General features: G+C 62.5%; 13 protein-coding genes. 7 read left to right on the plus strand and 6 right to left on the minus strand.

What is annotated here, in order from left to right; translation table 11 throughout:
• Positions 1 to 230: 230 nt before the first annotated feature.
• Both KA712_23525 and KA712_23530 read right to left on the minus strand, forming a co-directional pair.
• A complete protein-coding gene (locus KA712_23525; protein ID MCG5055939.1) occupies positions 231 to 737 on the minus strand; it encodes a hypothetical protein in 507 nt (168 codons plus the stop codon).
• A gap of 52 nt (positions 738 to 789) precedes the next feature.
• A complete protein-coding gene (locus tag KA712_23530; GenBank protein MCG5055940.1) occupies positions 790 to 1,956 on the minus strand; it encodes a hypothetical protein in 1,167 nt (388 codons plus the stop codon).
• Between the two features lie 238 nt (positions 1,957 to 2,194).
• Here KA712_23530 and KA712_23535 point away from each other — a divergent pair, with 238 nt between their 5' ends.
• The 4 genes from KA712_23535 (at position 2,195) to KA712_23550 (ending at position 5,188) form a co-directional block, all read left to right on the plus strand.
• Positions 2,195 to 2,509, plus strand: a complete 315-nt coding sequence (locus tag KA712_23535) for a hypothetical protein (GenBank protein ID MCG5055941.1) — start codon at positions 2,195 to 2,197, stop codon at positions 2,507 to 2,509.
• 97 nt (positions 2,510 to 2,606) lie between these two features.
• Positions 2,607 to 2,942: a DEAD/DEAH box helicase family protein gene (locus KA712_23540; protein MCG5055942.1), complete on the plus strand. Its 336-nt coding sequence runs from the start codon at positions 2,607 to 2,609 to the stop codon at positions 2,940 to 2,942.
• A 481-nt stretch (positions 2,943 to 3,423) separates the two neighbouring features.
• Positions 3,424 to 3,831, plus strand: a complete 408-nt coding sequence (locus KA712_23545) for an SGNH/GDSL hydrolase family protein (protein MCG5055943.1) — start codon at positions 3,424 to 3,426, stop codon at positions 3,829 to 3,831.
• 73 nt (positions 3,832 to 3,904) lie between these two features.
• A complete protein-coding gene (locus tag KA712_23550) occupies positions 3,905 to 5,188 on the plus strand; it encodes an IS4 family transposase (protein ID MCG5055944.1) in 1,284 nt (427 codons plus the stop codon).
• 800 nt (positions 5,189 to 5,988) lie between these two features.
• On the opposite strand, the gene KA712_23555 is transcribed toward KA712_23550, so the two are convergent.
• Together KA712_23555 and KA712_23560 are read right to left on the minus strand one after the other, a co-directional pair.
• Positions 5,989 to 7,158 carry a superoxide dismutase family protein gene (locus KA712_23555; GenBank protein ID MCG5055945.1) on the minus strand — a complete coding sequence of 390 codons (1,170 nt, stop codon included), beginning with the start codon at positions 7,156 to 7,158 and terminating at the stop codon, positions 5,989 to 5,991.
• 42 nt (positions 7,159 to 7,200) lie between these two features.
• The gene (locus KA712_23560; GenBank protein MCG5055946.1) at positions 7,201 to 7,920 is read right to left on the minus strand and encodes a hypothetical protein; all 720 of its coding nucleotides are present in this window, start codon (positions 7,918 to 7,920) and stop codon (positions 7,201 to 7,203) included.
• 230 nt (positions 7,921 to 8,150) lie between these two features.
• Here KA712_23560 and KA712_23565 point away from each other — a divergent pair, with 230 nt between their 5' ends.
• Together KA712_23565 and KA712_23570 are read left to right on the plus strand one after the other, a co-directional pair.
• Positions 8,151 to 8,570, plus strand: coding sequence for a hypothetical protein (locus tag KA712_23565; GenBank protein MCG5055947.1), 420 nt, complete (start codon positions 8,151 to 8,153; stop codon positions 8,568 to 8,570).
• 34 nt (positions 8,571 to 8,604) lie between these two features.
• Positions 8,605 to 9,009, plus strand: a complete 405-nt coding sequence (locus KA712_23570; protein ID MCG5055948.1) for a VOC family protein — start codon at positions 8,605 to 8,607, stop codon at positions 9,007 to 9,009.
• Between the two features lie 475 nt (positions 9,010 to 9,484).
• Here the strand turns inward: KA712_23570 and KA712_23575 are convergent, their stop codons facing one another.
• Positions 9,485 to 10,216 carry a nucleotidyltransferase domain-containing protein gene (locus tag KA712_23575; protein ID MCG5055949.1) on the minus strand — a complete coding sequence of 244 codons (732 nt, stop codon included), beginning with the start codon at positions 10,214 to 10,216 and terminating at the stop codon, positions 9,485 to 9,487.
• Positions 10,213 to 11,628, minus strand: coding sequence for a DUF692 domain-containing protein (locus KA712_23580; GenBank protein MCG5055950.1), 1,416 nt, complete (start codon positions 11,626 to 11,628; stop codon positions 10,213 to 10,215). Before KA712_23580 ends, KA712_23575 begins: the two co-directional genes overlap by 4 nt.
• Positions 11,629 to 11,804: 176 nt before the next feature.
• Between KA712_23580 and KA712_23585 the strand changes: the two genes are divergently transcribed.
• Positions 11,805 to 12,866: a TIGR04222 domain-containing membrane protein gene (locus KA712_23585; protein MCG5055951.1), complete on the plus strand. Its 1,062-nt coding sequence runs from the start codon at positions 11,805 to 11,807 to the stop codon at positions 12,864 to 12,866.
• Positions 12,867 to 13,029 lie beyond the last annotated feature (163 nt).

Below are 13,029 nucleotides of genomic sequence, written 5' to 3' on the forward strand. Positions count from 1 at the left end.
CTAACACCCGCTGGCTGGGCCCTACTCTACGTACGCTCACGATCGGCTTGCGCCGTAATCCGCGATCGTCTTCAGCCGTAATCTGTACGCTAAGCCCGATTTTAAGTCGTCGATTGTCGTTAGGCTTTCGTTGTTGATCTGGATCGAGACGGTGGAACCATCTTGAATACAGGAATTCGCAATCACGTGAACCCGGGCATTTTTTAGAGCTCTCAAGCTTCGGCGTTTTCTTATGGGAGCTTGCTCCCCTTTGACTTTACGGCGCGAAGTTCCTCGCCCCACAAGGCTGCGGAAAGTTCGAAGGTGTCGAAAAGTCTTTCCGAGGCATCGTTGGAAAGGCTGTGCTGTTCCCAAAGCTTTTGCATTGCCAAGAAGAGAACGTAGTCAGCAGCCCGCATATCTGCCTTCACGTCAACGTTAGATGGCTTGAGCCCCATGCCTTCACACGCCGCAGGTACCATCGTGGCCGGACCAAGCGGATCGGCGATCAAGCAGTTCGGCCCTAAGACTCTTGACGCTGCGGTTGCCAGTTCAAGAGCCTGTTCTGAGGCTGTGCGAAGCCTACTTGCGGCCTTGAGATCGGCGGGTATGGCGTCGCACCCGTTGGCTAACGAAGCGATGATGACCGCACGTGCTTTGCGCATCGGCACACGCTTTACGGATTTGAGAGTTTTTATTGCCCACGCCTGGCATTGACACTTTGCTGCGGAAGACGCATTTGCCGAGGGCGCAGCCATGGAAAGCCAAACCAACGCGACACAAACAAACGGGCTTCGCCTCCTCATCTCCTCACACCCATCCTATAGGAACAATCCGTTCGTCTAAGGATCGAAGCCCAATGAGAATATTCATCAACGTGCCCGCTGCTGGGCCAGGGCCCCTCGCGACAGACCGCTCGAATTGCGCGATGGCTTCCAAAGCCTGCTTGCGAGTCAATACTGCAAAGTCCGGTGCGGGCGATCCGATCGCAATGTATCCCGAAGAAATCTGGGAACGGTAGTGTGCGGCAAACTTCGCCCGGATTGACCGTTCGTAGAAGATGATCCGAATCGTAGTGTCTACGCGGCCCTCCAACTTCTTTCGATCCGCAGGTGAACAGTCAGCATGTTGTAAGGCAGCCTGGAGGTCGTTGTAGAACTCGCGCAAGGGCCCTTGATCAGGGTTGTCGACGATCCGTTGCCCAGAGAAATATTCCTGATAAGTCGACTCGAAGGCTTGTATACGTTCCTGAATGACTGCGAACGCTTCTATGGTTGCGCTTTGGTAGCCAAATGCGCTTGACCACACGGCCACGTTGTGACCCTTGCGTGTGTTCTTTACCAGTAGCCGATCGATCCATCTGCTGTCACCTCTCGTCGCTTTATCCCACGCACGCAGGTGTGCGCAGGCTCCGCTAACACTTCCCGGCGCCGAACCCGCATAGGCCCAGATGGTCAGGAGTTTGGGGAACGGTGAAAGCCACGCTTTCATCTCGGGGGCGCTGTAGCAGGCAGACAAATGAAGGTCCTCTATAGCCGAGGCGGCTTTGGGAAAGACCTTGGCAACTGCATCGAAATCTTTGAGCTCCAGCGTTCCATTATCGTCTCCCCAAAACCTGTTGGAGCGGGCGTGGTGCCCCGACACCACGATGCGACCGACAGAAATGACCCCGCGCTCGACTCGCGAAAACAGCTGCACTAGCTGGCTGATTTCATCTCTCGTGTCGAGCCGCCCCACCCGCAGCGCGGCGACCACCCCATCCGCCTGCTTGGTTTGCAGGTGTAGGCTCCGCGCAAAGCCCTCTTGGCCCTCAGGGGTATCGAGGTCCACAAGTTGGCCCGCGACGCGAACTTTGTCAGGCAGTCGGGAATCTTGAATCGAGTAGACCCTGTTACCCAAACGGCGCAGCTCTTCAACCTCTCGCTTTGAGTCTTCGTTTAATCCAATGTGGATGATGTCATCTCTGCGCTTTTGCATCTGACCCTTCTCGGAGCTTGAAAATTCACGGCTTGGGCCGCGCTAGACGCCGCCCTGAGAGGCCTGCGGGGTTATCGGTCATGTCGAGCGTCCTGTTGCGAAAATAAACCAAACTTCGACATCAAGATGGTCGGGCCCTAACTGGCACCGCTGGCGCGACGCGTGGCGCAGTGGCGCTCCATGGGGAGGGAACTGTTACGCGGATGCCGCGATCTGTCAGGCCGTGCGCGAAAATGACATGGACCTCACCGGCTGGCTCGAGTTCTTCGTCGAAGGCCTCGCCACCCAGCTCGCCGAGGTCAAGCTGCGCGGCGAGTTCGCCATTCGCCGCGACGTTTTGGTGAACGCCCACCGCCTGAACCCCCGCCAGGCCCAGGCCGTCGAGCACGTGCTCGAACACGGCCGCATCGACATTCGCACTTTCGAGGCCTTGTGCCCCGAATCCCCCCGGCGCACCCTCCAGCGGGACCTTGCCCAGATGGAGGCGATGGGGCTGCTCACGCGAGAAGGCGGCACCAACAAAGCCGCCTATACGCCGTCCGGAAAGTGGTGAGAGAGGCGCGTCGCGCCAAACTCGCGCCAAACTCGCGCCAAAACTTGCGCCAAAACTTGCGCCAAACCCGCGCCACAAATTGCGCAAAGCGGTTACCATGGGTGACGTGTTCGGTTTCCTGCAGGCCGAATGGCCCGAAATTCACGAGGCCGCCGACGCCGCGTTCCCGGAACCTCGCACCGCCTGCTTCTACGCCCGCCGCGCCCTCGAACTGGCCGATGTGGGCCTACCGCCACGACCGCAGCCTCAGCCCCATCGCCCCGTCGAACGCCACTACCAAACCCGCGCCGTTCGCCGCGTAGCCGAAGCCTTCGAGCGCGACAACGAACGCAAAGCCCTGCTGGTCATGGCCACCGGGGCCGGCAAAACGCGCACCGTGATCGCGCTTAGGTCCTACATCGAGGACTTCTACATTCCCGAACGCATGCACTGAACTATTGGGTACCGCAGTCCCATCGAGTTCGAAATCGCTTCCGCTCTCAGTAAGAAGGCAGCATAGTTCCAGGTGTCCACTTCTCGTGGTGAGGCTCACTCCTGTGCAACCTTGGAGTCAAGACACCGCGTGGGCGCGTTGACGAATCCGGTCGAACCGCCGGATGCGGGAAATCCGCTCGTCCGGTGGGATGAGGGGGCGCCAGCCAGCGGATGGACCCGCTGGCTGGGCCCTACTCCACATCCACCGCTCTGCTGAGGACACGCGTTCCATGAAGCGATCACTCCCCCCACCCCTATGGCGGCTTTACTGCGCGTCGCTGGGCTCATGGCTGGTGTGCCCAGTTTGGTTTTGGCAGGCGTTTCGGGTACGCAGGAGAACGGTGCGGCTTCCTGAGGCTGGAGGCCCCCGGGAAGGACACCGCGACGGGCGCGGCGACGACCTACGAATCGTCGTTGTAGGCGAATCGACAGCTGCGGGAGTGGGTGCCGATAACCACGAGGAGGCACTTGCGGGGCAGTTGGCCAAGGCACTCAGCGGGCAGCTGGGGCGCGCGGTCTCATGGCGGGCTGTCGCGCGGACCGGCACGACGATGCGTCGCGCGCGGGAGCGTCTTGCCCCTGAGTTGAAAGGCGTGGGGGCTGACGTCGTGATAGTGATCATGGGCGTGAACGACACCATCCGGCTGACGTCACGAAGGACATTTCGGCAGGAGACTCGAGGGCTCCTAGCGGAGATACACCTGCACGTTCAATGCCCAGTGATCGTCTCGGCGATACCGCCGGTAGGGCAACTTCCTGCCCTGCCACAACCACTGCGCTCGGCTCTTGGGACACACTCGCGATTGCTGGACCGGGAGCTGCGCTTAGTGGCAATGCTGTTCACTTAAGAAACCTCGTAACCATCTGAAAATATTGTGCAATTCATCTTGACAAGGCCCGAGGCTGCGAGCGCCGGCCTTCATGAGCCTGCTTCGTGGACCTGGCGATCACTTTCGAGCGTTCTTCAAACTGACCAGTGGCTGTGCGGACAAGTTCGACCGGACACGGACATGGAGCGCCCGCAGCGTCTTGATGTGGCTGATGGTCCTGACGATGCCGGACCGAAAGATGAGCTATCGACGGAGCTTGCGGATCGTGGCGTACTACGGGCGCAAGGTGTTCGATTGGGCGAAGGTACCGACGTTGTCGTCCATCAGTGAAGCAAGAAAGAAGGTCTCGATCGAGACATGCCGTGGGTTGCTGCACCAGCTGGTCGAGCGGTGCGAGTCCATCATGCCGACTCCGAAAACCCCGTGGGGGAAACGTCGATTCATCGCGTTCGATGGAACGCGGGTTGTGTTGCCGCGCAGCGCGGATACAGCGAGGAAGATGGCGCGGCCGAAGCGGCCGAATGGGACGTCGGTGCACAATCCACAAGGGTTGGTGGTGATGGCTGCGGATGTGTTTCGCCGTCTTCCGTTGGATTGGTCCCTGACCGGAAAAGGCATCGGCGAGAGGACGTCCATGCAGAAGCTGGTTCACCGATTGCCGTTCAAGGCAGGCGACGTGGCCGTCATGGACAGAGGGTTTCCGAGTCGCCACCTGTTCTCAGCCTTGATTGAACATGGCGTTGACATCATTGCGAGAATGAGCGCATCGAAGGCGACGGCGTGGAAAGAGCTCAAGCCATTCTTGTCTTCAAACAAGAAGACCGCGAAAGTGACACTGACGCTTCCGGGGGCGAGAGGGAACATTGAGCTTCAGGTGCGCGTCGTCGAGCGCGACGCAAAGCCAGGCCGCCCGAGGAAAGGCACGAAGAACGAAAGGATGGTCATCGTGTCCACCTTGAGCGGAAAGGACGGATTCGATCGCAAAGACATCATCAAGCTCTACGCCTCTCGATGGGGAATCGAATCTCTCTTCAAGGAAATGAAGAGCTTCATGCAGACCGAGGACTTCCACAGCAAGAGCGTCCAAGGATGTGAACAGGAACTCATTTCCGCGATGATCTGGATAGCCCTGGCATCGTTCCTTCAAGCAGAAGCGGAGCGTACCCTTGATGGCCGACGCGTCGTTCGCGCAGACTGCCTACGAGCGGCCGGTGATCTGCTCTTTGCGATGCTTTCAGGAAAATCCATCCTTGAACAGATGGACGATGACATCGCTGCCCTTCGAATGTTCGCGTACGCCCCACAACAAGACAGGCACTATCCGAGGGAGTGCAAACGTCCCTTCGGTCGCACCATCCAAAGGGGTGGTGCTTAAGTGAACAGCATTGCGCTTAGTGGCGGACGAAACCGACGGCGTCGTTTACAGCGACATCGTGTTCCCGGTACAGACTTCGAGGCTCGCCCGCGACGGCTTTCATCCTTCGCCATCTGGATACGAAGAGTGGGGGCGGCAGCTTGCACAGAGCCTGGTCGCCGCTCTGCCGGGCGATTCCCGCTCTGTTACCCCAGTGCTTGTACCGGAGAGCGCGTGCGAGCCGCAACGCCTGCCTTGACTACCGGAGAGTCGAGTGGTCGTGCTGAACTGGTTCGACTTAGTCTCATCGCCTTCGAGTTATCCCATCGCCTCAGTTCCGACGGCACCAACATTGCGCACCTATTCGTAGCGGTACGCATCGCACCGCAGATGCAAGAGGTCATCGAGATTGTTCGCTTTGCCGGACTGAGAGTTCCTGGGGCGAAAAAAAAGCTTACGGAGGGGTCCCGCAATTGATGGAGTCGGAGGATGTGCTGCGCAGCGCGATGCCGACTTTGCGCGCCGCCTTCGAACTCGTCGAGACACTATCGACCCCACCCACCGCTGTCGTGCCCCATCACCGCGATAGGCGGAACGGCCGACCCGTTCACCTCCCGCACGATGCTCGAAGGATGGGCGGCGCAAACTACCGCCGCCTTCGACCTGCGGATAGTCGCTGGAAATCACTTCGTGGTAGACGACGAGAAGGGCGCTATCGCGGACGTTTGCAGAGGCGCTATGACAGCAGGCCTTTAGGCAACTCGGCCTATTGCCGCCGATGCGCCCTCCGGTGACCGGCTGAGGCTTCGTCCGCGGAAGCGTCAGAAGCCCGTCACCATGCCGCAAGCAACTGGCGTTGGTGTCTGCTCCGGCGGCTCAGGCAGACGCTCTACGACGATGGCGCGGCCGCGAATGATATGCGGGCTTCCGCTGGTGAGAGGGTGATGAAAGAGCTTCTTCTTGCTGATGATGCCGTCTTTACCAACGGTGAAGGTGCCTAAGTCACCCTGCTTCAAGGGCCAAACATAGTTGGGTTCGGTCACCAGCTGAGCGTTGTCGGGCTGGTATGGCTCTCCGACACCTGTTCCGGTAGCGTTGGCGCAGTCGGCGAACTCGTGCACCACCAGGCGATACTTTCCAGGTGAAAGCTCCGAAAGCTCAAGTTCGAGTAGGGTGCGGTTGCCTTCGTCTTGCTCGAAGTATGCGGTGCCCTTGATGCTCTGGCCTGGCAAAGGCTGCATCGTGGCTTCGCCGAAGGGTCGGTCGCCCTGAATGATGGCGCACGCGACGGGGTCGCCGAGCTGCGGCTGCGCATCCGGGTTCCACTTGTGCAGGGTGAGCTTCCTGCCGGTAAGCCCGAACTGCTTGAGGTTGATGCTGACAAACGCGCTGTCCTTGGTATGAACAGGTTGCGCTGGCACGCGGTACGATCCGAATCGGTTGCCAATGCCGGCGTACACTTTGTCGAAGCGAGCCGTGCCGTCGCCGCCCGCCTTCAGGGGGCCGATCGTCCAGGGCACAGGTTGGTCAATGGGGTCCTTCGTTTTTTGAGCGTCGGCGCAGCTATCGCCTTCGCGCGGATCATAGAAGAATTCATCGGCACGAAGGACGTAGATGCCCGGCTCAAGGCCTTGCGCCGATACAGTTACGCGGAGGCCGTCGGTGGTGTCTTGAAAGTGCGCGAGCCCCAAGGCGCGTGTTGCACCTTCAGGCGCAAGAAAGGCGGCAGTTCCGAATGGCTGAAGGTACTCCATCTCCTTAGGTGGGCGCTTGAACTGGCCTTCATTTGGAAGCGAGGAGAGATCCGGACCGCGAAACCATTCGGGAGGCTCGGCTTCATTGGCAGGCTTTGGTGGGGCGGCGGGGTTGGATGTGCCAGACGCTTGTTCGCGGGGGTTCGTCTTGCAGGCCACCCCTGCCGTGAGCCAGCAAGCGATTGACGCCGTTAGGGCTGTTGAAATTTTGATCGTCACTTCATCCACCAGTGCCAAGACTCGTACGGATGCTTCAGCGGCCCTACCAGCTTGGTCCCTTCACAGGCAGCAGCGAGCTTGTCTTCCCACCCTTCCTTCTTCCAGATCGGTTGAACGGCGGAAGAGCGGATGGGCGCCACGATGGCGGTCCCTTTCATCACGACGAAGTCTACTGCCTTGCCGCGCCCGTGATCGGACGTGCCTGGAACAGCGTTTGTTGGCTCCGGTGAGACTTTTTTTTTGCCGAAGAGCTTCGGCGAAGTCGAACGATTTCGCGGTCGTCGGAGCCGCGGGGTATTGGTCGGACGAAAGGACCTCCTTCATTTCCGCCAGCAGCTTTGCTCCGGCCTCTCCAACGGTCGAGTTCCTGCCCCACAGGCGAACCTGGGCTTCGAGGCTGCGCACGGGTGACAGCACGAGGTGGTAGTCGGGGTTGGCCTTCTTGAAGTTGGCTTGAACCTTCGCGGCCTCTTCGTATAGCGACTTCGTGGGTTCGAGCTTCTTTTGGGCATCGATGTCGGCATCGGTCCACGACCAGATCGCTTCGAGGTTGGCGCCTCGCCGCTTGCTGCGTAGGTACTTCCTCACGGCCAAGAGCTGAGTGGCCAGCAGGCGATCGGGCGCGTGGCGCTTCATGTACGCGCTGATGCGCTCGAGCGCGTCGAGCACTTCGGTCTTGCCGCCACGGAGCGTGTCCACGGCCGCCAGCATGTAGGCGCGCACCTTCTCGTCGGACTCCGCCTCCTCCTTCGTGGGAGTGGCCTTGGCTGTTTTCTTCATTAAGTGAACGCCGGATTTAGTCCGGCGCTCCTCACAGAACCGTAGGTGCGATTAGGCATACGGCTCTTTGTTTTGTGTTTCCTCGGGGCACCATGCTCTGAGGAGAGGAAAAGAAGTTCTACACCGCGGGGAGGAGCCGGTAGAGGGTGAAAGTGTAACCTGCGCTTGAATTGTTCCCATGTGTAGGAGCGTTTCTGTGAGCGCCGGTTGAGCCATCTGAAGCGCCCGGGGTGGTCCGCACGGGAGACATCGGACACTTCGACCGGAATGGCTTTTTGTATATTGACGGCCGCAGGCAGGAGATCATCGTGACGGCGAGCGGTCACAAGGTCCACCCCGAGCTGCTCGAAGCCATCCTGAACGACTGTCCTGCCATCGAGCGCGCAGCGGTGGTGCTGTCGGTTGACGGGGAGACTCTGACTGCGGCAATCGTCGTGCGCCGTCAAGCGCAAGGTGAACACCAGGAACCGGTGCGGGCCGCCATCGCGCGCGCGAACGCCCTGGCTCCGTCTGGCATCAGGATCGCGGATCACGTCGTCCTGGCCCAGCCGTTCAGCATGGATAACGGCATGCTGGCGCGTAACCTCAAACTGGATCGACGCGCCGTTCGGCGCGTGATCGTTCCGGATGCCGACTCCGCCCGTCCCTGACGGTCTCATCGGCGAAACACCTGCCCAGGTCACCATGCGAACCACTCCGCTCCTCGATCATGTGTCCATCGCGGTCGGCGATCTGTCGAGCGCTCGGCCGTTCTACGATGCCATCATGGCTGTGCTGGGAGCCCGCAAGGTGTACGACCACGAAGCCGCCATCGGCTACGGCGAACGGTGCAGCGGAGAGAGCAGTGGCGGATCGTACGTGACGGTCCGACGCTCGTCGGGAGTCGCGCCGGTCGATGGACTGCACTGGTGTTTCAAGGCCGTCAACCGACAGCAGGTTCGGGCGGCCTTCGCCGCCGGCATCGACGCGGGTGGGCGCGACGATGGCGGTCCGGGCTTGCGCGCCGAATACCATCCGACCTACTACGCCGCGTTCATGAAGGATCCGGACGGAAATCGGATCGAGATCGTCTGTCACCAGAGCGAGTGAGGCGCCTGACCGCTGGCTGGCGCAGGTAGCCCGGCTCCGGGAGTGAGCTGATCCACGAGCGCGGCGAGGTAAGGGCGGGCCGCTCGAGAGGGATTTGGGGGACCGGGTCTCGTACACCCGGCCCCCGTGCACCGATGGATCGCGCGCCGGGACGATCGCCTGGCGAGCCTCCGGCGTCCAGTTACTCTGCTCGCGCGAGCAGATGGACGAAGAGATCGTATTCGAGGACCCGCGCTACGCCTGGTGTCTTCAGGCGGTCTTGATCTGCCTGCCGGGCTTCCATGGCCAGCTCTACTGCTCGGCCTCGTGCTCCGTGAAGGGCAAGGTGCCTGCGTCGGCGGGCTCGTCGACCGCTTCGTCGAGCGCTGCCACATCATCGACATCGCCGCCGACTCTTGGCGCCAGAAGCGCGCCGCCGACCCCGCCGTCGACGGGCGTCGCGAACTTCCTGTACGCTCCCGCGCGGAGGCGGCCGTCACGGATCCGTTCGGTCCACGTCCTCGATGGCGTGGCCCAGAAGCGTGAAGAGCGCCTCGAGGGCGCCGGACGGGTTGTCGGACACGTGGGTGAGCGCATCGAGCGGTGCGGGCCAGCGCCTCGTCGCCGCCGCCAGGACCGTGCGCAACTTGGTGTCGGGCACGGTGAGGCCGCGCAGGCGAAGGAGAGCCAGCAGAGGGTAGCGGACCTGACGGAGCTTGTGTTCGAGCGCATTCACGAAGAATCGGCCCTGTTCCATCGCATCGATGGTTAGGCGGCGCAGCCGTGTGTTGATCTCGCGAAGCTCCTGCTCGATTCGCAAGCGCAAGTGCTCGTCCGAAACATCTACGCCTTCGAGGGGCGGGCGGCCCGCCAGCACGACGTGGCAGGCGGCGATCTCATCGTAGAACAGGGGAAAGACATCGGCGGAACGGGCGATTTCCCCGCGCAAGAGGAGCATGCTCTCAATGCGAGCGGCATCACGGGCCAGTCGCAATGGTTGCCGCAGTTCCGTCAACAGGGGAACCGACAGCGATTCGAGCACGATGATCAGATCCACGTCGCTGCTGCCCGGGCGGTACTCGCCGCGGGCCACGCTGCCGTGGACCGCCAGGGACACCAGGTTGTCCTGCAACATCGTCTGGAGTTGCTGACTGAGCTTTTCGAGCTGGGTTTTCGTGGGTGCCGGAAGCGGGAGTGCTTCGCCAGGCCAAACTGCCGTGACGGTCATCGTGTCATCCTCTCGAGCGGTGCTGCGGTGTTTTGCGTTGCCAGCCGGTGGAGTGCATGGGGCGGCAACCAGAGCCGTACGGGGCGGCCGAAGCCTGCGCCCTTGAATGCCCAGGCGCAATCGCCCCCGGGAAGGCGTGCGCGCCCGAAAAAGGGCGTCCACCGGGGGGCCCATCCGCGCCCGCCGCCAAGGGGCCGAAAGCGGGCCCGCAGGTTCAGAAGATCGAGCTGGGCCTCCGCCGCGAACGCCGGCTCAGCCGCGGCCGCGTGAGCCACGGTGAGGGCGTCATCGACGCTGGCCAATCGGCCGGCCCGAGGGCGACTCCTGAGCGCGTCGATGGCCAGATGGACGATGTTGTGGTCGGCGCGGCGAAGCCGGGGCAACAGCGGCAAGGCCGCGTCGACGCGCTTTCGCACGAGCAGCCTTCGGGTCCGGTCGACATGACGAACCGAAACGTCGCCCCCGCCGGGCGGCGGCACGGCGGTGAGCAGAGCTGCGAGCCGTTCCTGGTCGATCGCCAAGTCGGTTTGCGAGCCCTCGAGCCAACCGGACCCCGGCCGCGTGGACGCGCAGCGCACCGGGACCTGCGGACCCTCGCGGGGTGTGGCCAGGCAACGGGCGAGTGTTGCCAGCTCGGCGCACAGCTCGTCAAACGGCGGGAAGTTGTCGTCCCGTTCGATGACGGCAGGCCGTGGGCCCACCGCGCGGGTGACCTGCTCGACGAGCGCAAACACCGCGGACGGAATGGGGTGCGCGTGGGTGTCTACGTAAAAGCCGTCCTCGCGCAGGCCGCCCGCCACATGCAACATGGCCACCCGGTCGAGCGGGAAGCGCGCCAGGCGCTGGGAAGGCTCTTCGCCTTCGTTGATCGCGTTGGCGTAAAGGTTTGCCACGTCCAGGAGGAGCGCACACCCGGTGGCCTCGGCAACCTCGAAGTAAAAATCTTCCTCCCGCATCTGGTCGCCTGACCAGGGTACGGTCCAGACCACGTTCTCCAACAACAAGGGAATGTCGGGCAGATGTCGGCGGGCCCGCGCGACGTTGCGGGCGACCGTGGCCACGGCGGCGCGCGTGCGGGGCAGGGCTGTGAGGTGGCCGATCTCGTGGCCCCCTGCACGGACGAAGGCCACGTGCTCGGAGACGAAGGGGGCGTCGAGCTGTCGGGCCAGGCGACCCAGCCGGATGGCGCGGCCATCGTCGATGCCCTCTGCGCTTCCAAGCGACAGCTTCACGCCGTGAAGGGCCACAGGGAGGGCCTGAGCCACCGCCTGGACCTCGCGTGCGATGCGTGAATCAGCGAGGCAGTTTTCGGCCACGACCTCGACGAAGCCCACCGTGCCCGTCTGGGCCAGCAGATCCCCGGCCAGTTCTGGACGCCACCCGATTGCCACGGCGTTTGCCGCGAGAGTCATCGGGGCGCATCTTATAGCGACACCCCGAAAGGGGGAATGATTCCAGGACGGGGCTCACCTGGAAGCACGTCACTCCGCGGCAGAAACGCCCGATAAAATATGTCTTGTGAGGTCGTCGTTGGAATTGTTCGATCGGGGCGCACATCGCCGTAAACTGCGCTGCGAGAGACCCAACAATGACTTGGCAGGGTGCCTTCCTTCAGGCCGTCGACTTTTACCCGCTCAACGTGTCCAGCGGGCCGCTCTTTCTCCTTGTCTACCCTGTGGCAGCATTCGTCCTGCTGCGCTTGGGCGCAGGGCTGGGGTGGTTGCTTGGTGACGTGCTCACCCGAGCCGCGCCTGCGCCTGCGCCTGCGCCTGCGCGTGCGTCAGCTCCCTACCGCGAGCCCGAGGCCTCACGTTTCGGCGACAGGCTCCAGATCGGTTTGCCACCTGGACCCGCTTGGCACCTGGCCATCGCGTTTCTCAGAGGCGGAAGAGATGCGGTGGCCGAGACCCTGGTGGCTCGCGCGTTGGCCGCAAAGTGGCTGCTGAGCAGCGGCGAGGGCTTTCGTGTAGACGGCGAGCCCACGTCGCTCGATGCGGACCAGCGGGTGCTTCACCACGAACTGGCGGCGCTCGACCCCTTGACCGGCGCGGACGTCGCCCGGATCGCCCGCTCCGTGGCGAACAGTCTCGAGTCCGAAGTGAAGGAGGACCTCGAACGCGCTGGCTTCCTGTTTTCGGGGGTGGGCGGCCGGGTGCGTGCCGGCCTGCATGCTCTGGCGCTGGGCCTCGTTTTGGCCCTGGGTTTGGCGCGCGCGGTTCGCGGTTCCTTGCTGGGACGCCCCTTCACGTTCTTGGTCATCGAGATGTTCGTGGTGGTGCCGCTCGGTTGGCGCTGGTTACGCCGGCGGCGGCGGGTCACGCGCAAGGGGAAAGCGTACCTGAAGTGGCTCGAAGACGTGACGGACAGCCTGCGCGAAGACGTGAACGAGGGCCGGCGCAACACGCCCTGGGACCTGTCGCTGGCGGTCGCCTGCGCAGGCGCCGTGCTCTTGCCAAGTTCGTTGGGATATCCTCTTGCGTCCTTCCAGTCGCTACCGCGCTCTGCCGGTTCGAGACAAAGCTGTGGGAGCAGCTCGACCAGCAGCTGCAGTTCCAGCACGAGTAGCTGTAGCTCGGGCTCCAGTTGCGGAGGCGGTGGCGGGTGCGGCGGTGGTGGTGGCTGTGGAGGGGGCGGGGGCTGTGGTGGGTAACGGGGCGTGAAGACTCGAATCAGCGCCTGGGATCGGGGCCGTGGTACTTTCGGTATCCGGTGAGCACGCCCATACAACCTGCGATCTCTTCCACGCGGTAGGCGAGGCCGGGCCACTTGTGCAGCAAGGCGCTTTACGCTCCTTCAGATCAGGTGAGTTTCGG

The organism is Myxococcales bacterium (genome assembly GCA_022184915.1).
In the GTDB taxonomy this organism is placed as follows: domain Bacteria; phylum Myxococcota_A; class Polyangia; order Fen-1088; family Fen-1088; genus JAGTJU01.